Annotated in this window: 17 protein-coding genes; 16 read left to right on the top strand and 1 reads right to left on the bottom strand. The window is 73.3% G+C overall.

What is annotated here, in order from left to right:
• Positions 1 to 46: 46 nt before the first annotated feature.
• From mreC to OO57_RS00740, 16 genes are all read left to right on the top strand, one after another.
• Entirely contained in the window at positions 47 to 982 is a 936-nt protein-coding gene (mreC, locus tag OO57_RS00815; RefSeq protein WP_033250227.1) for a rod shape-determining protein MreC, read from the top strand.
• Positions 982 to 1,626, top strand: a complete 645-nt coding sequence (mreD, locus tag OO57_RS00810; RefSeq protein WP_033250226.1) for a rod shape-determining protein MreD — start codon at positions 982 to 984, stop codon at positions 1,624 to 1,626. The genes mreC and mreD overlap by 1 nt, the downstream gene beginning before the upstream one ends.
• Positions 1,627 to 1,647: 21 nt before the next feature.
• Positions 1,648 to 3,882, top strand: coding sequence for a penicillin-binding protein 2 (mrdA, locus tag OO57_RS00805; protein ID WP_033250225.1), 2,235 nt, complete (start codon positions 1,648 to 1,650; stop codon positions 3,880 to 3,882).
• Positions 3,879 to 5,078: a rod shape-determining protein RodA gene (rodA, locus tag OO57_RS00800; RefSeq protein ID WP_033250224.1), complete on the top strand. Its 1,200-nt coding sequence runs from the start codon at positions 3,879 to 3,881 to the stop codon at positions 5,076 to 5,078. The genes mrdA and rodA overlap by 4 nt, the downstream gene beginning before the upstream one ends.
• Before the next feature lie 92 nt (positions 5,079 to 5,170).
• The gene (locus tag OO57_RS00795) at positions 5,171 to 7,099 is read left to right on the top strand and encodes a TIGR03960 family B12-binding radical SAM protein (RefSeq protein WP_033250223.1); all 1,929 of its coding nucleotides are present in this window, start codon (positions 5,171 to 5,173) and stop codon (positions 7,097 to 7,099) included.
• A 92-nt stretch (positions 7,100 to 7,191) separates the two neighbouring features.
• The gene (locus tag OO57_RS00790) at positions 7,192 to 7,854 is read left to right on the top strand and encodes a hypothetical protein (protein ID WP_199811184.1); all 663 of its coding nucleotides are present in this window, start codon (positions 7,192 to 7,194) and stop codon (positions 7,852 to 7,854) included.
• A 133-nt stretch (positions 7,855 to 7,987) separates the two neighbouring features.
• A complete protein-coding gene (locus OO57_RS00785) occupies positions 7,988 to 8,761 on the top strand; it encodes a TIGR03936 family radical SAM-associated protein (protein WP_033250222.1) in 774 nt (257 codons plus the stop codon).
• Between the two features lie 360 nt (positions 8,762 to 9,121).
• A complete protein-coding gene (locus tag OO57_RS00780; RefSeq protein ID WP_033250221.1) occupies positions 9,122 to 12,724 on the top strand; it encodes an Rne/Rng family ribonuclease in 3,603 nt (1,200 codons plus the stop codon).
• 237 nt (positions 12,725 to 12,961) lie between these two features.
• The gene (rplU, locus tag OO57_RS00775; protein ID WP_033250220.1) at positions 12,962 to 13,279 is read left to right on the top strand and encodes a 50S ribosomal protein L21; all 318 of its coding nucleotides are present in this window, start codon (positions 12,962 to 12,964) and stop codon (positions 13,277 to 13,279) included.
• Between the two features lie 37 nt (positions 13,280 to 13,316).
• Complete coding sequence (rpmA, locus tag OO57_RS00770) at positions 13,317 to 13,574, top strand: 50S ribosomal protein L27 (protein ID WP_030906548.1); 258 nt, start codon at positions 13,317 to 13,319, stop codon at positions 13,572 to 13,574.
• Between the two features lie 102 nt (positions 13,575 to 13,676).
• Positions 13,677 to 15,137, top strand: coding sequence for a GTPase ObgE (gene obgE, locus OO57_RS00765; RefSeq protein ID WP_033250219.1), 1,461 nt, complete (start codon positions 13,677 to 13,679; stop codon positions 15,135 to 15,137).
• Positions 15,138 to 15,334: 197 nt separating this feature from the next.
• Entirely contained in the window at positions 15,335 to 16,471 is a 1,137-nt protein-coding gene (proB, locus tag OO57_RS00760; protein WP_033250218.1) for a glutamate 5-kinase, read from the top strand.
• Between the two features lie 80 nt (positions 16,472 to 16,551).
• The gene (locus OO57_RS38290) at positions 16,552 to 17,157 is read left to right on the top strand and encodes a hypothetical protein (RefSeq protein WP_234337172.1); all 606 of its coding nucleotides are present in this window, start codon (positions 16,552 to 16,554) and stop codon (positions 17,155 to 17,157) included.
• Positions 17,158 to 17,344: 187 nt separating this feature from the next.
• Positions 17,345 to 18,652: a glutamate-5-semialdehyde dehydrogenase gene (locus OO57_RS00750; protein ID WP_033250217.1), complete on the top strand. Its 1,308-nt coding sequence runs from the start codon at positions 17,345 to 17,347 to the stop codon at positions 18,650 to 18,652.
• A gap of 193 nt (positions 18,653 to 18,845) precedes the next feature.
• A complete protein-coding gene (locus OO57_RS00745) occupies positions 18,846 to 19,508 on the top strand; it encodes a hypothetical protein (RefSeq protein WP_051776285.1) in 663 nt (220 codons plus the stop codon).
• 107 nt (positions 19,509 to 19,615) lie between these two features.
• On the top strand, positions 19,616 to 20,674 hold the full coding sequence (locus OO57_RS00740; protein ID WP_033250216.1) for a hypothetical protein: 1,059 nt from the start codon (positions 19,616 to 19,618) through the stop codon (positions 20,672 to 20,674).
• Positions 20,675 to 20,762: 88 nt separating this feature from the next.
• Here OO57_RS00740 and OO57_RS00735 read toward each other — a convergent pair whose 3' ends face one another.
• Positions 20,763 to 21,836 (bottom strand): M48 family metallopeptidase, encoded by a 1,074-nt coding sequence (locus OO57_RS00735; RefSeq protein ID WP_033250215.1) that lies wholly within the window; start codon positions 21,834 to 21,836, stop codon positions 20,763 to 20,765.
• Positions 21,837 to 22,055: the final 219 nt, after the last annotated feature.

The raw sequence follows: 22,055 nt of genomic DNA, 5'->3' as shown, positions 1-22,055 counted from the left end.
GAGCCGGGCTGAAGAGCACCCGGCACGAAGGGGCGGCGGCGGCACCGTGAGGGACACCCGACAGAGTCGACTAATGCTGGTCCTGCTGGTCCTGGTGGCCTTCGCACTGATCACCGTGGACATCAAGGGCGGCGACGACTCACCGCTCGGCGGTGCCCGCCGGGCCGCCGCCTCCGCGCTCGGCCCGGTGGAGGACGCCGCGGCCGGCGCGGTCGACCCGGTGGCCGGCTACATCCGGGCGATCCGCGACGCGGGCACCCACCAGGAGCGGCTCGACCAGATCACCCGCGAGAACACCGAGCTGCGCCAGAAGCTCGCCTCCTCCGACGCCGCGTCCGGGCGCACCAAGCAGCTCGACGACATGCTGCGCACGGCCGGCTCCGGCGGCTACACCGTCAAGGCCGCCCAGGTCATCGCGATCGGCGCGGCCCAGGGCTTCTCCTGGACGATCACCATCGACGCGGGCAGCGACGACGGCCTGACCCGGGACATGACGGTCATCGACGGCCAGGGCCTGGTCGGCCGGATCACCACCGTCGCGCCCACCACCGCCACCGTGCTGCTCGCCTCCGACCCCGGCTTCACCGCCGGGGTCCGGCTGGAGGGCAGCGGCGAGATCGGCTTCGCGGCCGGCCAGGGCGCCTCGCCGATGCGGATCGAGCTGCTGAACGGCCGGGCCCAGGTGAAGGCAGGCGACCGGCTGGTCACCTTCGGCTCGCAGAGCGGCCGCCCGTTCGTGCCCGGCGTGCCGGTCGGCACCGTCAAGGAGGTGCAGGCCACCCCCGGCCAGCTCACCAAGACCATCCTGGTCGAGCCGTACGTGCAGTTCACCCGGCTCGACCTGGTCGGCGTGGTGGTCGTCCCGCCGCGCACCGACCCGCGCGACGCGGTGCTGCCGCCGGTGCCCGCCGCGTCCGCCGGTGCCGCGGGCAACCCGCAGGCGCCGATCGCCGCCGTACCGCCGACCACCGGGGGGAACTGATGCCGCGCGTGAACCGGATCCTGCTGTCCGCCGTCCTGCTGGTGCTGGCCCTGGTGATCCAGGTCAGCATCCTCGGCCGGCTCCAACTGCCCGGCGCCACCCCGGACCTGCTGATGCTGGTGGTGGTCGGCCTGGCCCTGGTGTACGGCCCGATGGGCGGCTGCACCGTCGGCTTCTGCGCCGGCCTGCTGGCCGACGTCGCCCCGCCGTCCGACCACGCGATCGGCCGGTACGCGCTGGTGCTGTGCATCGTCGGCTACGGCGCCGGGCTGCTCAAGCCGGAGGGCGGCCGGCAGCGCTCGGCGCTGTCCGCGCTGGGCGTGGTGGCGGTCGCCGCGGTGGTCTCCACCCTGCTGTACGCGATGGTCGGCGCCCTGGTCGGCGACACCGCGGCCCGGCACGTCGGCCTGACCGGCCTGGTGTTCAGCGCCCTGCTGTACGACGTGCTGCTGGCCCCGTTCACGGTGCCGCTGGTGATGCTGCTGGCCCGCCGCTTCGACGGCGACCGGGCGGTCAACGAGACGGTGCGCGGCGCGGACGGCGGCTCCGGCCTCGGCGCGCTGGCCCGCTACCGCACCACCCGCGAGCCCTCCGCCACCCCCTACAAGAAGAAGCGCGCGCTCGGCCTCGCCAAGCGCCCCTGAACCGGGACGGAGTCCGCGCACGTGAGCAACATCCCCGAGACCGGCCGGACCCGCCGGGTGACGATCCGGCTGGTCGTCCTCCAGGTGCTGGTCCTGTCGCTGCTGGCCACCCTCGGCGGGCGGCTGTGGTACCTGCAGATCCGCAACGGCAAGGAGTTCAGCGAGAAGGCCCAGGGCAACCACGTCCGCGAGGTGGTGGAGCCCGCCGTCCGCGGCGAGATCCTGGACGCCTCCGGCCGGATCCTGGCCGGCAACGAGACCAAGCTGGTGGTGTCGGTCTCCCGCACCGCGCTGCTGCAGCAGAAGGACAAGGGCAAGGCGGTGCTGACCCGGCTCGCCGACGTCCTGGGCGTCCCGGCCGACGAGGTCAGGAACAAGGTCCGGCTGTGCGACGCCAAGACGCCGCAGCCGTGCTGGAACGGCTCCCCGTACCAGCCGATCCCGGTCACCCAGCAGGCCACCACCCAGCAGGCGATGCAGATAATGGAGCGCCGCGAGGACTTCCCCGGCGTCACCGCCCAGCCCACCGCGCTGCGCCGCTACACCAACGCGGAGGGCGCCAGCGCCGCCCAGATCCTCGGCTACCTCTCGCCGGTCACCGACGAGGAGGTCACCAAGACCGCCGACAAGGCCGGCCGCGAGCGCCGCCTGCCCTCCGACCAGATCGGCCGGGCCGGCCTGGAGTCGGTCTACGACGACGACCTGCGCGGCACCACCGGCGTCGACCGGCTGGAGGTCGACAACCTCGGCCGGGTGATCGGCAGCGCGGGCAACACCCCCGCGCAGTCCGGCAACAACCTGGTCACCTCGATCGACGCCCGGGTGCAGAAGGTGGTCGAGGACCAGCTGGCCCAGGCCATGGCCGACGCCCGCAAGGTCTACGACAAGGAGACCAGCCGCAACTACATCGCCGACTCCGGCGCGGCCGTCGTGATGGACGTGCACACCGGCCGGATCGTCGCGATGGCCAGCGCCCCCACCTACGACCCCAACCTGTGGGTCGGCGGCATCTCCGCCAAGGACTACGAGTCGCTGAACAGCAAGGACTCCAACTACCCGCTGATCAACCGGGCCATACAGGGTCAGTCCGCCCCCGGCTCCACCTTCAAGGTGATCTCCACCACCGCCGCCGTGCAGGCCGGCTACGACCTCAACGGGCGCTACCCGTGCCCGAAGTCGCTGGTCATCGGCGGCCGCGAGTTCAAGAACTTCGAGAGCGAGCAGTTCGGCGACATCACCCTGGAGAAGGCCCTGGAGGTGTCCTGCGACACCGTGTTCTACGGCCTCGCCTACGACCAGTGGATGAAGGACGGCGGCCTCAAGCCCAAGAAGGACGCCCCCGACTGGTTCTTCCGGACCGCCCACGAGTTCGGCCTCGGCGCCAAGACCGGCGTCGACCTGCCCGGCGAGGTGGCCGGCCGGGTCCCCGACCGGCAGTGGAAGCAGGCGTACTACGACGCCATGAAGGACTCCTGGTGCGCCCAGGCCGCCAAGGGCGGCCACGAGTACGACGACGAGATCGCCCGCGAGAACTGCGCCGACGGCAACCAGATGCGCGCCGGTGACATGGTCAACTTCGCGATCGGCCAGGGCGACACCCTGGTCACCCCGCTGCAGATGGCCCGGATCTACTCGGCGCTCGCCAACGGCGGCACGCTCTACCGGCCGACCATCGGCAAGGCGGTCGTCAGCCCCGACGGCACCCTGGTGCGCGACATCGCCCCGCACGAGGACGGCAAGATCCCCGCCCAGGGCAAGCTGCTGGAGTACATCGACCAGGCCACCGCGGGCGTCATCACCTCCGGCACCGCCGCCTGGAAGTTCACCGGCGCGGGCTGGCCGCAGGGCAAGATCGAGCTGCACGCCAAGACCGGCACCGCCGAGGTCATGGGCAAGCAGACCACCTCCTGGCTGACCACCTACAGCAACGACTACGCGGTGGTCATGACCATCAGCCAGGGCGGCACCGGCTCCGGCGGCTCCGGCGACTCGGTGCGCCGGATCTACCAGGCGCTGTACGGCGTCGACGACAAGGGCACCATCGACAACGGCAAGGCGCTGCTGCCCAAGCCGCAGGCCGAACTGCCCAAGTTCAACCCGGACGGCACCGCGATCGTCCCCACCACCTTCAGCTACGAGCCCGGCGCGACCTTCCTGGACCCGGCCCGCCCGTTCCAGGCCGACCAGCCCGCGGGCGTCCTGCTGGCCGCCGTCGAACCCACCCGCGGCGGCGGGTACGGAAGGAGCCGGGCATGACCTCGTACGACTCCTACCGCTCCGTCCGGCTCGCCCCCCGGCGCTCCTCGCTGGCCCGGGCGCTGGCCAAGGACTCCCCGCTGCGGCGGCTCGACTGGATCATGATCCTGGCGGCGCTGGCGCTGTCCCTGATCGGCTCGCTGCTGGTCTGGTCCGCCACCCGCGGCCGGGACTCGCTGACCCACGGCGACCCGCAGTACTTCCTGTACCGGCACCTGACCAACCTGGTGATCGGCATCGGCCTGTGCATCGCGGTGATCCTGCTCGGCACCCGGCGGCTGCGCACCGCGGTGCCGTTCGTCTACGCGGCCGTGATCCTGCTGCTGTTCGCGGTGCTCAGCCCGCTCGGCTCGACCATCAACGGCGCGCACTCCTGGATCCAGTTCGGCGGCGGCTTCTCCCTCCAGCCCGCCGAGTTCGCCAAGCTGGCGATCGTGCTGGGCATGGCCGTGGTGCTCTCCTCCCGGGTCGACACCGGCGAGCGGGAGTTCCCGCCGACCCGCAGCGTGCTGCAGTCGCTCGCGGTGGCGGGCTTCCCGATGGCCGTGGTCATGCTGATGCCCGACCTCGGCTCGGTGATGGTCATGGTGGTCACCATGCTCGGCGTGCTGACGGCCTCCGGCGCCGCCAACCGCTGGGTGGTCGGCCTGCTGGCGGGCGGCACCGCCGGGGCGCTGGCGATCTGGAAGCTCGGCGTCCTCAGCCAGTACCAGATCGACCGCTTCGCGGCCTTCGCCAACCCGGCCCTCGACCCGGCCGGCGTCGGCTACAACACCGCCCAGGCCCGGATCGCGATCGGCTCCGGCGGCCTGACCGGCATGGGCCTGTTCCACGGCACCCAGACCACCGGCCAGTTCGTCCCCGAGCAGCAGACCGACTTCGTGTTCAGCGTCGCGGGCGAGGAACTCGGCTTCGCGGGCGCCCTGCTGATGATCGGCCTGCTCGGCGTCATCCTGTGGCGCGCCTGCCGGATAGCGCGCCAGGCCACCGACCTGTACGGGACGATCCTGGCGGCCGGCGCGGTCACCTGGTTCGCCTTCCAGGCCTTCGAGAACATCGGCATGAACCTCGGCATCATGCCGGTCGCGGGCATCCCGCTGCCGTTCGTCTCCTACGGCGGCTCCTCGATGTTCGCGGTCTGGATCGCGATCGGCCTGCTGCAGTCGGTGCGCTCCCAGCGGCCGATAGGGATCTAGGCCCTGTTCGGCCACCGGCGTGGAAACAGTGACCCTCGGGGCTCGGCTACCCTGAAGGGTCACTGCTTTTTCTGCCGTAAAGGTCCTTGCGCATGACTGTCGAATCGGTCTTCCCACGCCTGGAGGCCCTCCTCCCGCACGTCCAGAAGCCGATCCAGTACGTCGGTGGCGAGCTCAACTCGACCGTCAAGGACTGGGACTCCTGCGACGTGCGCTGGGCGCTGATGTACCCGGACGCCTACGAGGTCGGCCTGCCCAACCAGGGCACCATGATCCTCTACGAGGTGCTGAACGAGCGCGAGGGCGTCCTCGCCGAGCGCAGCTACAGCGTCTGGCCGGACCTGGAAGCGCTGATGCGCGAGCACGGCGTCCCGCAGTTCACGGTCGACGCGCACCGCCCGATCAAGGCGTTCGACGTGTTCGGCCTGTCGTTCTCCACCGAGCTCGGCTACACCAACATGCTGACCGCGCTCGACCTGGCCGGCATCCCGCTGAACGCCGCCGACCGCACCGTGGACGACCCGGTCGTCCTCGCGGGCGGCCACGCCGCGTTCAACCCCGAGCCGATCGCCGACTTCATCGACGCCGCCGTGATCGGCGACGGCGAGCAGGCCGTCCTCGACATCACCGACATCGTCCGGGCCTGGAAGGCCGAGGGCCGCCCCGGCGGGCGCGACGAGCTGCTGCTGCGCCTGGCGAGGACCGGCGGGGTGTACATCCCGCGGTTCTACGACGTCGAGTACCTGGCCGACGGCCGGATCGGGCGCGTCGTCCCGAACCGCCCCGGCGTGCCGTGGCGGGTCTCCAAGCACACCGTGATGGACCTCGACGAGTGGCCCTACCCGAAGCAGCCGCTCGTCCCGCTCGCCGAGACCGTGCACGAGCGGATGTCGGTGGAGATCTTCCGCGGCTGCACCCGCGGCTGCCGCTTCTGCCAGGCCGGCATGATCACGCGCCCCGTGCGGGAGCGAAGCATCACCGGCATCGGCGAGATGGTGGAGAAGGGCCTGAAGGCCACCGGCTTCGAGGAGGTCGGCCTGCTCTCGCTGTCCTCCGCGGACCACTCCGAGATCGCCGACATCACCAAGGGCCTGGCCGACCGCTACGCCGAGGACAAGGTCGGCCTCTCGCTGCCCTCCACCCGGGTCGACGCCTTCAACATCGACCTGGCCAACGAGCTGTCCCGCAACGGCCGCCGCTCCGGCCTCACCTTCGCCCCCGAGGGCGGCTCGGAGCGGATCCGCAAGGTCATCAACAAGATGGTGTCCGAGGAGGACCTCATCAACACGGTGGCCGCCGCGTACGGCAACGGCTGGCGCCAGGTGAAGCTGTACTTCATGTGCGGCCTGCCCACCGAGACCGACGAGGACGTCCTCCAGATCGGCACCATGGCGAAGAACGTCATCGCCAAGGGCCGCGAGGTCACCGGCACCAACGACGTCCGCTGCACCGTCTCGATCGGCGGCTTCGTCCCCAAGCCGCACACCCCCTTCCAGTGGGCCCCGCAGCTGTCCGCCGAGGCCACCGACGAGCGGCTCACCAAGCTGCGCGACTCCATCCGCGGCGACCGCAAGTTCGGCAAGAACATCGGCTTCCGCTACCACGACGGCAAGCCCGGCATCATCGAGGGCCTGCTCTCCCGCGGCGACCGCCGGATCGGCGCCGTCATCCGGGCCGTCTACGAGGACGGCGGCCGCTTCGACGGCTGGCGCGAGCACTTCTCGTACGACCGCTGGATCGCCTCCGCCGAGCAGGGCCTGGCCGGCACCGGCGTCGACGTCGACTGGTACACCACCCGCGAGCGCTCCTACGAGGAGGTGCTGCCCTGGGACCACCTGGACAGCGGCCTCGACAAGGACTGGCTCTGGGAGGACTGGCAGGACGCGCTGGAGGAGGTCGAGGTCGAGGACTGCCGCTGGACCCCGTGCTTCGACTGCGGCGTCTGCCCGCAGATGGACACCCACATCCAGGTCGGCCCGACCGGCAAGAAGCTGCTCCCGCTGACGGTCGTCAACAGCTGACGCGCCCTCGCCCCGGGCCCCCGCCACGACCCCGTGGCGGGGGCCCTTTGCCTGGGTATTACCATCGGCCGAACGGCCTACGGGGAGTGACGATGGTTCAGCAGCAGGGGCAGCCGCAGCAGGGCGGGGGGTGTCTGGTCGCGGTGGTGCGGCCGGTGGTGGTGGCGGTCGTGGTGCCGTTGCGGCTGCTGTGGGAGCTGGTGGTGCTGATCGGGCGCGGCGTCGGCTGGGTGGTCGACAAGGTGCTGCTGTGGCCGCTGCGGATGCTGTGGAACTGGGTGCTGTGGCCGGTCCTCCACTGGCTGGTGGTCGTTCCGGTGGGGTGGCTGTGGCGGTGGCTGGTGGTGGTGCCGCTGACCTGGCTGTGGGAGTGGGTGCTGCTGCCGGTCCTGAAGGCGCTGTGGAACTACGTGCTGGCCCCGATCGGGCGCGGGACGGTGTACCTGGCCGTCGGGTTCGGCAAGGTGGTCGCCTGGTTGGCGTACTACCTGGTCGCGGTGCCGGTCCGGGCCTTCTGGCGGTGGGTGGTGGTGCCGGTCGGCAAGGCCTTCTACTACGGGCTGTGGCGGCCGGTGCTGTTCCCGGTGCTGCGCGCGCTGTGGCTGGCGTTCGTCTGGGCCTGGCGGCTCGGCGGGCGGATCTGGCGCTTCACCGTGGTCGCCCCGTGCCGCTGGGTGCGCCGCAGCGTCTGGTGGCCCGTCAAGGCGGAGGTCCGCCGGGTGGCCCGGGAGGTACGGCGGACACTGTTCGGCTGACGCACCGCGTACCCTAGGTGAGGACAAGGTCCGGCCGGAGCCGCACGCGGTGCGAGGCCGGACGGGGACAACTGACGAAGGACTGAGCCCCCTGGCACGCCGCACGCCCGACGGTCCGCCGCCCGCGCCGACGGTGCAGCGCATCCGTCTCCGCTACACCAAGCGCGGCCGTCTGCGCTTCACCAGCCACCGGGACTTCCAGCGGGCGTTCGAGCGCGCGCTCCGCCGCTCGGCCGTCCCGATGGCCTACTCCGCGGGTTTCACCCCGCACCCCAAGGTCTCCTACGCCAACGCGGCCCCGACCGGCACCGCCAGCGAGGCCGAGTACCTGGAGATCGGCCTCGCCGAGCGCCGCGACCCGGAGGCGCTGCGCCGCCAGCTGGACGAGTCGCTGCCCCCCGGCCTGGACGTCACCGAGGCCGTCGAGGTCGCCACGAGCAACTTCGTGGAGCGCCTGGAGGCCTCCGAGTGGCTGCTGCGCCTGCCCGGCGTGGCGCCCGCCGAGGCCGAGAAGGCCGCCGCCGTCTTCCTGGCCGCCGAGGCGGTCGAGGTCCAGCGGATGACCAAGAACGGCCTGCGCACCTCCGACGCGCGCGCCGCCGTCGCCGCCATCGGGCTCGCCCCGGCGGACACCGCCCTGGTCGGGATCGGTGACAACACGGGCACGGACGGTGCGGACGATGTTCGGACGGGTGCTCCCTGTGCGATACTGCGGCTGGTAGTACGACACGCCACACCCGCCGTACGACCCGACGACGTATTGTCCGGTCTCCGTTCGACGGCCGACCTGGCGCCGCCGGTCCCCGCAGAGGTGACCAGGCTGGCGCAGGGGCCGCTCGACGAGCAGACCGGCACGGTGACCGACCCGCTGGCGCTCGACCGCGCCGCGGCCGAGGTCGGCCGGTAGGCCGCCCCGCCGCGCGCAACCGCCGTCCGCCGAGTGGGCGGGAGCGCAGGCACGGAGAGAACTCCGGGCCTGCGGCTCCCCGGCCCCCGCGGCTCCCCAGGGGAGCGAGCGTCGTCGCGCGCAGGCCCGGCCACCCCTCGGCCAGGCCCTTGAAAACTGAGAAGACTGGTCAGACCAGAAGACTTTTCGCCTCCCCGCGCCCCGCGGATGGCGAGCGAGACTACGAGCCCCTGTGCGGCCTCGCGTCCGCACGACGGCACCGTGGGAGCCGGACCGCCCGAAGTGGCCTCCGGCTGGTGAATGCGGTGGAGCGTCGTGCCCGGATGCGGAGCCCGGGGGCCTGACGGGAGACACACCCGCATGCTCGAAAACACCGAACCGCAGCCCGCTGCGGCCGACAACAACGACAACGCCGCCGACGGCACCGCCGCGGCCCCGCCGCGGCGCCGCCGCCGGGCGGTCTCCCGCCCGGCCGGCTCCCCGCAGGGCGCCGCGGGCGAGGGCACCGAGACCGTGGTCGCGGCCGCGCCCGCCGAGACGGCCGCTCCGGCGGCCGAGGCCGCCGAGGCCGTCGAAGCGGCGCCCGAGAAGCCGGTCCGCGCCCGGCGCACCCGCAAGCGCGTCGAAGCCCCCGCCGGGGCGCCCGAGGCCGTCGTGGAGGAGCCCGCGGTCGAGGCCGAGCCGGTCGTGGAGGCGGAGCCGGTGGCCGAGGAGAAGCCCGTCCGGGCGCGGCGGACCCGCAAGCGTGCGTCCGCCCCCGTGCAGACGCCCGCGGTCGTCGAGGAGCCGGAGGCCGAGGCCGAGCCCGAGGCCGTCGTGGAGGAGCCCGCGGTCGAGGCCGAGCCGGTCGCGGAGGCGGAGCCGGTGGCCGAGGAGAAGCCCGTCCGGGCGCGGCGGACCCGCAAGCGTGCGTCCGCCCCCGTGCAGTCGCCCGCGGTCGTCGAGGAGCCCGAGGTCGAGGCCGAGCCCGAGGCCGTCGTGGAGGAGCCCGCGGTCGAGGCCGTCGTGGAGCCCGAGCCGGTCGTCGAGGCCGAGCCGCCGCGCGCCCGTCGGCGGGCCGTCCGCCCGTCCACCGCGATCTTCCAGGCGCCGGTGTTCCAGGAGCCCGAGCCCTACACCGCGCCCGCGCCCGCCGCCGCCAAGGCCCCCGCCGCCAAGGCTCCCGCTGCCAAGGCCGCCGAGCCGGTCGCCGCGGTCGAGGCCGAGGCCGAGCCGGTCCCCGGCGACGAGGAGTTCGAGTACAGCGGCGTCGGCCGCCGCCGCCGGGTCCGCACCGCGGTGCGCGTCCAGCAGTCGGCCAAGCCGGCCAAGCCCGCCAAGGCCGCCCAGCAGCCCGCCAAGGCCGCGGCCCCGGCCGCGCCGGTCGAGGCGCCCGCCGAGGTCGAGGCGCCCGCCGCGGGCCCCGAGCAGGACGCCGAGTGGGAGGACGACCGTCCGTCCCGCCGCCGCCGTCGCGGTGGCCGTCGCCGCCGCCGCGGTGAGGCCGAGGACGCGCCCGAGGCGGTCGAGGCCGAGAGCGCCGAGGACGAGGACGCCGCCCAGGAGGGCTCCGGCGCCGAGGACGACCACGACGAGGCCGAGGACGACGCCGAGGACGACCTGGCCGCGGGCCTGTCTTCCTCGCGTCGCCGTCGCCGTCGCCGCCGCCGCAGCGGCGAGGGCGGCACCGAGCAGGCCGAGACCACCGAGGACGGCGTGCGCACCGTGGTGAAGGTGCGCGAGCCGCGCCGCCGCTCCGCCGAGCCCGCGTTCGACCCGGACGAGGTGCAGTCGATCAAGGGCTCCACCCGCCTGGAGGCCAAGAAGCAGCGCCGCCGCGAGGGCCGCGAGCTGGGCCGCCGCCGCGTCCCGATCATCACCGAGGCCGAGTTCCTGGCCCGCCGCGAGTCCGTCGAACGGGTCATGGTCGTCCGCCAGAACGGCGCCCGCACCCAGATCGGCGTGATCGAGGACGGCGTGCTGGTCGAGCACTACGTCAACAAGGAGCAGGCGACCTCGTACGTCGGCAACGTGTACCTGGGCAAGGTGCAGAACGTGCTGCCGTCGATGGAGGCCGCGTTCGTCGACATCGGCAAGGGCCGCAACGCCGTGCTGTACGCGGGCGAGGTCAACTTCGGCGCGCTCGGCGGCCACGGCGGCCCGCGCCGGATCGAGTCGGTGCTGAAGTCCGGCCAGTCCGTGCTGGTGCAGGTCTCCAAGGACCCGATCGGCCACAAGGGCGCCCGCCTGACCAGCCAGATCTCGCTGCCCGGCCGCTACCTGGTGTACGTGCCCGAGGGCTCGATGACCGGCATCTCCCGCAAGCTGCCGGAGAACGAGCGGGCCCGCCTCAAGCAGATCCTCAAGAAGATCGTCCCGGACGACGCGGGCGTGATCGTCCGCACCGCCGCCGAGGGCGCCTCCGAGGAGGAGCTCACCCGCGACGTCCAGCGCCTCCAGCAGCAGTGGGAGGAGATCCAGAAGAAGGCCGCCACGGGCAACGCCCCGGCGCTGCTGTACGGCGAGCCCGACATGACCGTCCGGGTGGTCCGCGACATCTTCAACGAGGACTTCACCAAGGTCATCGTCAGCGGTGCCGAGGCCTGGAACACCATCCACGACTACGTCTCCAACGTCGCCCCCGACCTCACCGAGCGCCTGCAGAAGTGGACCTCGGACGTCGACGTGTTCGCCACCTACCGGATCGACGAGCAGCTGATGAAGGCGCTGGACCGCAAGGTCTGGCTGCCCTCCGGCGGCTCGCTGGTGATCGACCGGACCGAGGCGATGGTCGTCATCGACGTCAACACCGGCAAGTTCGTCGGCCAGGGCGGCAACCTGGAAGAGACCGTCACCCGCAACAACATCGAGGCGGCCGAGGAGATCGTCCGCCAGCTGCGGCTGCGCGACCTCGGCGGCATCATCGTGATCGACTTCATCGACATGGTGCTGGAGTCCAACCGCGACCTGGTGCTGCGCCGCCTGCTGGAGTGCCTGGGCCGCGACCGCACCAAGCACCAGGTGGCCGAGGTCACCTCGCTCGGCCTGGTCCAGATGACCCGCAAGCGGGTCGGCCAGGGCCTGCTGGAGTCCTTCTCCGAGCCCTGCGTGCACTGCAACGGCCGCGGCGTGATCGTCCACATGGACCAGCCCGGCCACGGCCACGGCAACGGCCACGGTTCGCACGCCGCGGCTGCGGCCGGTGCGGGCGAGGGCGGCGGCAAGCGCCGTCGCCGGGGCCGCGGCGGGGCCGGGAACGCCGAGGCGGACGCGGTCGAGGGCACCACCGGGGCGATCGGTTCCGTGGAGCCCGACGAGGTGGAGGAGGCCGTCGAGGCGGCCGAGGTCGCGCTCGACGTCGTCGAGGAGCTGGAGCCGGTCGAGGCCTTCGCCGAGGCCGAGGTCGTCGAGCCGGTGGCCGAGGCCGTGGCCGAGGAGAAGCCGAGCCTGGTGGAGATCCCGGCGACCGCGCCCGCGGCCGGTGGCCGCCCCCGGCGCCGCGCCGTGCGCCGGGCCACCGCCCCGGCCGGGACGTCCGGCGAGGCCGAGATCGTCGTCCTGCAGGCCCGTGCCGAGGCCGCGATGGAGGCCGCGCTGAGCGCCGCCGCCGAGAAGTCGGCCGCGGAGGCCGCGGAGGCTGCGGAAGCGGCGGAGGCCACCGAGGTCGCCCGGACCGCCGCCGAGGTGACGGCCGAGGCCGTCGCCGCGGTGGAGCCCGAGGCCGAGGTCGTCGTCGAGGTCGACACCGAGCAGCCCGCCGAGGCCCCGGCCGAGGAGGCCGCGCCGAAGAAGCGCGCCGCCCGGAAGACCGCGACCAAGACCGCGGCGAAGAAGACCACGGCGGCCAAGAAGACCGCGGCGAAGAAGACCACCACCACCGCCGCGGCCGCCAAGAAGACCACCGCCCGCAAGACCGCCACCAAGCGGACCGGCGCGGCGGCCAAGAAGGCTGCGGCCGCCGAGGGTGACGGCGCCGCGGAGTGAGCCCGAGGGGGCCGGGAGCACCGCTGCGGTGGCGCTCCCGGCCCCCGCGCACGTCCCGGTTTGTCTTCGGATGGACTGGTCCGTATTCTTGACCATCGGCGTGTTGACGCCGCGCTCCAGAGCACCTCACCTCCCGGGTGGACGCCGGTTCCGGCGTTCGACGGGGGAGGCCGCTTGTGTCCATACCCAGGCGGCTGGCATCCGGAGTTCCGACCGAGTTAGGAAAGTAGGTACCGCATGTACGCGATCGTTCGCGCCGGCGGCCGCCAGCACAAGGTTGCCGTGGGCGACGTGCTGGAGATCGACCGTATCGACGCCAAGCCGGGTGACTCGGTCGAGCTCTCGACCATCCTCGTCGTCGACGGTGAGTCCGTCACCTCCGACCCGTGGGTGCTCGGCGGCGTGAAGGCCCACGCCGAGGTCGTCGACCACACCAAGGGCGACAAGATCGTCATCCTGCGCTACAAGAACAAGACCGGCTACCGCCGTCGTCAGGGCCACCGCCAGAAGCACACCGCGGTGCGCATCACCAGCATCGACTCGGTCAGCAAGTAACAACTTCCTGCGGTCTTCCTAGAAAGGGGATAGCCAGATGGCACACAAGAAGGGTGCGAGTTCCACTCGCAACGGCCGTGACTCGAACGCTCAGCGCCTCGGCGTGAAGCGCTTCGGCGGCCAGGTCGTCTCCGCCGGCGAGATCATCGTCCGCCAGCGCGGCACCCACTTCCACCCGGGCGCCAACGTGGGCCGTGGTGGCGACGACACCCTGTTCGCGCTGACCGCCGGTGCCGTGGAGTTCGGCAACCGTCGCGGCCGCAAGGTCGTCAACATCGTGGCCGTCGAGGCCTGAGTCCGTACAGACTCGCTGTGAAGGGTGGGCCGGGATGATCCGGGCCCACCCTTCCGCTTTACCGCAGGACAACCTCATTACTTCGCACGGGAGGCACCCCTCATGACCACCTTCGTGGACCGCGTCGAACTGCACGTCGCCGCGGGTAACGGAGGCCACGGCTGCGCCTCCGTGCACCGGGAGAAGTTCAAGCCGCTCGGCGGCCCCGACGGGGGCAACGGCGGCGAGGGCGGCTCGGTCATCCTGGTCGTCGACTCGCAGGTCACCACCCTGCTCGAGTACCACCACTCGCCCAAGCGCAAGGCCACCAACGGCAAGCCCGGCGCGGGCGGCCACCGCACCGGCGCGGTGGGCCCGGACATCGTGCTGCCGGTGCCGGACGGCACCGTCGTCCTGGACCGCAAGGGGAACGTGCTGGCCGACCTGGTCGGCCACGGCACCAGCTTCGTCGCCGCCCAGGGCGGCCGCGGCGGCCTCGGCAACGCGGCGCTGTCCTCCGCCCGCCGCAAGGCGCCCGGCTTCGCGCTGCTCGGCGAGCCCGGCGAGGCCCGCGACATCGTGATGGAGCTGAAGTCCGTCGCCGACGTCGCGCTGGTCGGCTACCCGAGCGCCGGCAAGTCCTCGCTGATCTCGGTGCTCTCCGCCGCGAAGCCGAAGATCGCCGACTACCCCTTCACCACCCTCGTCCCCAACCTCGGCGTGGTGACCGCGGGCGAGACCGTCTACACGATCGCCGACGTGCCCGGCCTGATCCCCGGCGCCAGCCAGGGCCGCGGCCTCGGCCTGGAGTTCCTGCGGCACGTCGAGCGCTGCGAGGTGCTGGTGCACGTGCTGGACTGCGCCACCCTGGAGCCGGGCCGCGACCCGCTCACCGACCTGGAGACCATCGAGGACGAACTCGCCCAGTACGGCGGCCTGGAGGACCGGCCGCGGCTGGTCGCCCTCAACAAGATCGACGTCCCGGACGGCCAGGACATCGCCGACCTGACCCGCGCCTCGCTGGAGGAGCGCGGCTACCGGGTGTTCGAGGTCTCCGCGCTCGCCCACAAGGGCCTGCGCGAACTCTCCTTCGCGCTGGCCGAGATCGTCTCCGCCGCGCGCGCCGCCAAGCCCGTCGAGGAGAGCACCCGCATCGTCATCCGGCCCACCGCCGTGGACGACGCCGGCTTCACCATCGAGGAGGAGGACGGCGCCTACCGGATCCGCGGCGGCAAGCCCGAACGCTGGGTCCGCCAGACCGACTTCGCCAACGACGAGGCCGTCGGCTACCTCGCCGACCGGCTCGCCCGGCTCGGCGTCGAGCAGGAGCTCTGGAAGATCGGCGCCAAGGAGGGCGACACCGTCATCATCGGCCCCGACGAGGACGCCGTGGTCTTCGACTGGGAGCCCACCATGGCCGCCGGTGCGGAGATGCTCGGCCGCCGCGGCGAGGACCACCGGATGGAGACCCAGCGCCCCGCGGTGGACCGCCGCCGCGAGCGCCAGCGCGGCCGCGACACCGCGGAGCAGGAGTACCTGGACTTCGAGGCGCTCTCCTCCGGCCGCGAGGAGCTCGACCAGTAGGGCGGGGCGGCGGAGCCCGGCAGCACGGGGGCGCTTCCGGGCGTGTTCCGGTGCGGCAGGGGCGCGGACTTCACCGTCCGCGCCCCTGTTCGCGCTTTCCGGACCGGTGACGTCTCACGCCTCGTCGCGATTTCGTGACCCGCAAGCGCGCTCGCTAGATTGCGGACGTACACAGGCTGCGTCGGAAGGTCGGGCTGATGGTGGATCAGTTGCTCCGCGAGGAAGTCGTCTCGGCGCGGCGGATCGTGGTGAAGGTCGGCTCCTCCTCGCTGACCACCGCCGCCGGGGGCCTGGACGCGGACCGGGTGGACGCGCTGGTGGACGCGCTGGCCAAGCTGCGGACCCGCCCGGACGCGCCGGAGGTCGTGCTGGTCTCCTCCGGCGCCATCGCGGCCGGCCTGGCCCCGCTCGGACTGGCCAAGCGCCCCAAGGACCTGGCCCGGCAGCAGGCCGCCGCCAGCGTCGGCCAGGGGCTGCTGGTCGCCCGGTACACCGCCTCCTTCGCGCGCTACGGGGTGCGGGTCGGCCAGGTGCTGCTGACCGCCGAGGACGCCAGCCGCCGCGCCCACTACCGCAACGCGTACCGGACGCTGGACCAGCTGCTGACCATGGGCGCGATGCCGATCGTCAACGAGAACGACACCGTCGCCACCGCCGAGATCAAGTTCGGCGACAACGACCGGCTGGCCGCGCTGGTGGCGCACCTGGTGCGGGCCGACCTGCTGGTGCTGCTCTCCGACGTGGACGGCCTGTACGACGGCGACCCCGCCAAGCCCGGCAGCAGCCGGATCGAGGTGGTGCACGGCCCCGAGGACCTGGCGGGCGTGGAGATCGGCAGCGCCGGGAAGGCGGGCGTCGGCACCGGCGGCATGGTCACCAAGGTCGAGGCGGCCCGGATCGCCACCGGTGCGGGCATCCCGGTGGTGCTGACCGCGGCGAGCCAGGCCGCCGACGCCCTGGCCGGCCGCCCCACCGGCACGCTGTTCCAGCGCACCGGCAGCCGCTCCGCCGACCGGCTGCTCTGGCTGGAGCACGCCTCCTCGCCGCGCGGCACGCTCACCCTGGACGACGGGGCGGTGGCGGCCGTCGTGCACGGCGGCAAGTCGCTGCTGCCCGCCGGGGTGACCCGGGTCGAAGGGGAGTTCGCCGCGGGCGATCCGGTCGACCTTCTTGGCGAAAACGGTCACATCGTCGCCCGCGGACTGGTCAACTTTGATGCGAGGGAGTTGCCCCGTCTGCTCGGCCGGTCCACCCGAGAACTGGCCCAGGAGCTCGGCGCCGCGTACGAACGCGAGGTCGTCCACCGCGACGACCTGGTCGTGCTGCGCGGCTGAGCACGGGCGGCGGGGCCGGTACGGGGGGTGGGAGCAGCGGGCCGGGGGGTCCGCGCGACACGCTGAATGGGAGGCCGCCGGTGGTTCGCAGGCGGGAGGAAGCGCTGCCGGGGCAGAGGTCCGAGCGGCGGCTCACCAGCATCGAGGGCGGCCGGGGCGTCGAGCAGCGGGCTCCGCGGGAGGCCGACCGGGACGTCGACCTGAGTGCCGAGCGGGGTGCCGAGCAGAGCGCTGACCGGAGTGCCGAGCGGAGCGCCGAGCGGAGCGCCGACCGGGAGGTCGACCCGAGTGCCGCGCCGGACACCGGGCAGGCCGGGCAGGAGGAGCGGGGCCCCGTGCGGGAGCAGGCCCGGATGTGGCACGTGGTGCTGAGCGTGGCCGGGGCGGCGACACCGCTGCCCGAGCTGCGGACGGCACTGGAGAAGCTGGCGCACGACCACTCGTTCTTCCTGACCGCCCGCTACGCCGCCGACCACGCCGAGGTCCGCTACTGGGAGGAGGCGCGGGACCTGCACGACGCGGCGGCGATCGCGCTGCGGCTGTGGGGCGAGCACAAGGCCAGCGCCAAGCTCCCGGCCTGGGAGATCGTCGGCCTGGAGGTGGTGGACCGCCCGACGTACCACAAGCGGGTCGCGGAGGGTTTCGGGGACCCGCCGCCGCAGCTCGGCGGGGTGCACCCGTACTGAGGCGGGGCCGGTCGGTCCCGTTCGCGCCCGGCCCCGCGTGGGCCCGCCCGGTCGGGCCCGGCTCCGCGTGGGCGCGCCCGGTTGCGGTCGGCCGCGCCCGGCCGCGTTCGGTCGCGTTCCGCGGGGGACGTCTCAGCGGGCGAAATGCGCGGCGGGGCGGGGGCGCCGGCTCGCTAGGCTTGGCCGCATGAGCGACCTCACCGCCACCGCCGACAGCCCCGTCCTCGCCGCCGCGCGCCGCGCCCGGGAGGCGGCCGCCGTCCTGGCGCCAGTGCCGCGCTCGGCGAAGGACGCCGCGCTGCTGGCGATCGCGGACGCGCTGGTCGAGCGGTCCGCCGAGATCACCGCCGCCAACGCGGAGGACGTGGAGCGGTCCCGGGCGGCCGGCACCGCCGAGTCGGTGATCGACCGGCTGACGCTCACCGCGGAGCGGATCGCCGCGATCGCCTCCGACGTCCGCAGCGTGGTCGGCCTGCCCGACCCGGTGGGCGAGGTGGTCCGCGGCTACACCCTGCCCAACGGCCTCGACGTGCGCCAGGTGCGCGTCCCGCTGGGCGTGGTCGGCATCATCTACGAGGCCCGGCCGAACGTCACGGTGGACGCCGCGGCGCTCTGCCTGAAGTCCGGCAACGCGGTGCTGCTGCGCGGCTCGGGCTCCGCGTACCGCTCCAACACCGCGCTGGTGGAGGTGCTGCGCGCCGCGGTGGCCGGTGCGGGCCTGCCGGCCGACGTGATCCAGCTGGTGCCGGGCGAGGGCCGCGAGTCGGTGCAGGAGCTGATGCGCGCCCGCGGCCTGGTCGACGTGCTGATCCCGCGCGGCGGCGCCTCGCTGATCCGCACCGTCGTCGAGGGCTCCACCGTCCCGGTGATCGAGACCGGCACCGGCAACTGCCACGTGTACGTGGACGCGCAGGCCGACCTGGCGATGGCCGTCGGCGTGCTGCTGAACTCCAAGGCCCAGCGGGTCAGCGTCTGCAACTCCGCCGAGACGCTGCTGGTCCACCAGGACGTCGCGGACGCCTTCCTGCCGCTCGCGCTGGCCGCGCTGGCCGACGCCGGGGTCACCGTGCACGGCGACGACGCGGTGCTCAAGGCCGCCGAGGGCACCGGGGTGACGGCCGTCCCGGCGACCGAGGAGGACTGGGGGACGGAGTACCTCTCGCTGGACCTGGCGGCCGCCGTGGTGCCCTCGCTGGAGGCCGCGGTCGAGCACATCCGCCGCTACTCCTCGGGCCACACCGAGGCGATCGTCACCGGCTCGCAGCCCGCCGCCCGCCGCTTCACCCAGCTCGTCGACTCCACCACGGTGGCCGTCAACGCCTCCACCCGGTTCACCGACGGCGGCGAGTTCGGCTTCGGCGCGGAGATCGGCATCTCCACCCAGAAGCTGCACGCCCGCGGCCCGATGGGCCTGCCCGAGCTGACCAGCACCAAGTACATCGTCACCGGCGACGGGCACGTCCGCGGCGAGGCCCGGCAGACCGTCGGCGGCTGACCCGGGGCCCCGGGCTCCGGGCCCGGTGGTGCGCGGGCTCGGTGGTGCGCGGGCCCGTGGTGCGCGGGCTCGGTGATGCGTGTGCCTGGTGGTGCGCGGGCCCGGTGGTGCGCGCGGCCGAATGCCGTAGCCCGTCCGGACCCGATCGGCGAGACCCACAGACAAACGCCCCGGCCGGTAATACATTGAATCCGTGGCTGAGGATGTGGGGGGCTCGCCGTACTCCGACGGCGCCGACCACGGTGGTGCGGACGACGAGTTCGCCACCGTGGTCTTCGACGAGAGCTTCGTCCGCTCCGCCGCCGTGCACGAGCCGAGCGCCCGGGAGCGGCAACTCGCCGCCGCCGAGGCCCGGCTGGAGCCGGAACAGGCGGGGGCGACCCGGAGCTACGAGTTCACCGAGTCCGTGGAGTTGGCGGAGTCCGCGGAGTTCGCGGAGTCCGCTGCCGGGGGCGAGGCGCTGCCGCTGGAGCTGCGCCCGCTGCCCGGGGGCCTGGACGAGGACCGCTTCTACCCCGACCCGTGGTCGGGCTGCGACCGGCAGGAACGGCGCACCCGCCGCTCCCGGGTCCGCGCCTTCGACCCGCTGCGCGGCGGCACGGTCGCCCAGCAGCGCTGGCACCGGCCGGTGGCCTGGGTGCTGGCGCTGGTGATGGGCGTCGGCCTGGTCGCGCTGTCGGTCGCCGCGGTCTACCGGGGCGTCGGCGGGGTCGCGCAGGAGACGCCGACCCGGCCGAGCAGCGGCAGCAGCCAGAGCGGCAGCAGCGGTCAGGGCGGCGGGAGCGACCAGGGCGGCGGCAGCCCGGCCGCGGCGCCCGGGCAGCCGTCCGCGGCGGCGGCCGTCCCCGTCGGCTGACGGATCCCGGCCGTCCCCCGCCCACCCCGGCCGTCGGTGACGTACCGTCGCGCGCTCGTTACCCGCGTGCCCTCGTCGCGGGCGGCCAGCGAGTCTACCCTGGTGTCATGGGTGACCCGCGCGAGCCTCCTGGGGGCACGCCCGAGGGTGGTTCCAACGATGACGAGTTCCGGTCCGTCGTCTTCGACGAATCGTTCGTCCGAGCTGCCCGGATCCAGGAGCTGTCCGCGCAGGAGCGGCTGTCCGGCGCCCTCGGACGGGCCACCCGGCCGCGCGGCTGGGGCTGGCTGGGGATGCCCCGGCAGGCCATCGCCCTGCTGCTGGTGGTCGCGCTGGCGTTCGCCGCCGCCGTCTACTTCGGGATCAGCTCCCCGCGCGGCGAGGTCGCGCCGCCCAGCGGCACCCAGCTGACCGTCAGCCTCACCCCGCTCGCCCCCGCCGGGACGGTCACCGCGACCGCCGACCACGCGAACCCGTTCGCCGGGCTGCCCCCCGGGTACGCGGACGGCCCGGCCGGGCTCGGGCTGCCGACCGCTACCGCCACCGCCCACTTCACCGGCTCCCAGGTGCAGCGGGCCCTGGACTCCGTCCAGCACTACCTGGTGGCCTCCGAGCTGGCCCCGGCCACCCTGGCCGCCAACGAGACCGAACAGGTCCGCGCCCTGGTCACGGCCGGGGAACTCGCGCAGTACGACGACAGCACCAACTCGCCCCGCGACGACCAGCACCACGCCGCCACCGGCTGGATGGTGCGCTTCGACCCCGGGCAGATCGCCCTCGCCGCCGACACCGTCAAGGCCGCCGGCACCGTCCGCATCGGCGAGCTCAACGGCGACACCCTGGAGATCACCACCGACCACACCCTGGTGTACGCGCTGCGCCCGGCCGGCACCACCAGCGACCCGTCGGTCACCCTGTACGCGGTGCGCCGGGCGGTGCGCATCCAGATCGACCGCACCGACCTCGACATCGGCCGGCTGCGGGTGGTCGACGCCGCCGTGCAGGCCGGGCCCAGCTCCTGCGCGGCCGGGCAGAGCGCCTACCTGCAGCCGCTGCTGGCCACCGCGGCGGGCGTCCGCCCGAGCACCCCGCCCGCCGTGGACCCGGCCGACCACGCGCGGCCGGCCTGGCAGTCCTGCGGGGTGCTGGGGCCGATCACCGGCTGATCCCGGAGCGGCCGGAGCGGCTGCTGCTGCGGGCCCGGTTGCGCGGGCGGCCGAGCTTGCGGGGGCGGGGGCGGGTGCGGGCGGTTGCTCAGCCCTGCGAGTCGCTGCCCTCCTGGTCGCCGCCACCGCTGCCGTTGCCGCGGCCCGCGCCGGTGAAGGTGTCGCGGAGCTTGCCGCCGACCGTGCCGACGCCGTTGCCCAGGTCGCGCAGCAGGCCCATCAGCGGGTCCTTGCTGTCCTTCATCGACTGCGAGTACGACTCGGCGGCGGCCTTCCACTGCGCGCTGACCGAGGCCTCCGGGTCGTCGCCGCGGCGCGGGTACGCCCCGGCCATGATCGAGCGGTACTCCTCGCTCTCCGCCCACTTCTTCAGCTTGGCCACCCGCACCACCGCGAACGGGTGCGACTGCGGCAGCACCTGGAGCAGCTTCAGCACGCTGTCGCGCAGGTCGCCCGCCTTGTCGTACTCGGCGGCCTGCTCCAGGAACGCGTCCACGTTCATCTCGGCCATGTGCGCGCCGCCGGCCAGCTTCATCAGCGACCGCATCGACGCCTGCAGGTCCTGCCCCGCCAGCAGACCGGCCCGGTCGCTGGACAGCTCCGCCTTGCGGAACCACTCCTTGAGCGCGGTGATCAGCGCCATGATCGCCAGGTTGCCCAGCGGTATCCAGGCGACCCGGGTCGCCAGGTTGGTGAGGATCAGCAGCATGGTCTGGTAGACGGCGTGCCCCGACATCGCGTGACCGACCTCGTGGCCGATCACCGCGCGCAGCTCCTCCTCGTCCATCAGCTCGACCAGGCCGGTGGTGACCACGATCACCGGGGTGTCCATGCCGATGCAGTACGCGTTGACCTTCGGGTCCTGGGAGACGTACAGGTCCGGGACCTTGTCCAGGTCCAGGACGTACGCGGCGTCCCGCACCATGTCGTACAGCTCCGGGAACTGGCGCTCCGAGGTCTTGACCGCGGTGGCCAGGAACATCAGGCGCACGCTGCGCTCCGACACCAGGCCGGCCAGCTTCTTCAGGACGTCGTCGAAGCCGCTGAGCTTGCGCATCGCCACCAGGCCGGAACGGTCCGCCGGGTGCTCCCAGGCCCGGGTGGAGATCTCCGGGAAGCGCTGGCGGCGGCTCGGCGCGGAACCCTTGGTCATGTCGGTCATTGAGTACCTCTCCTGGATCGACGCCGGCACCGGCTCCCTGGCCGGCCCCCGCTGCTTTCCACTTCAACGTCGGTGTGTCCGTACTCGTCCCCGCGGTCACGCTACGCCGTCCGCACCCCGGTCGGGGAGACCCGGGTGCCCCTCGCGGACGCCCCACCGACACCCGGGGGCCGCGGGGTCGGGGCGGCCGTAAACGGGACTACGCTGGCTCTGCCGTAC

The sequence above is a fragment of the Kitasatospora phosalacinea genome, assembly GCF_000717185.1.
GTDB lineage: Bacteria > Actinomycetota > Actinomycetes > Streptomycetales > Streptomycetaceae > Kitasatospora > Kitasatospora phosalacinea_A.
The sequence above is the reverse complement of the archived record's forward strand: the minus strand, read 5'-3'. Positions and strand labels throughout refer to the sequence as shown.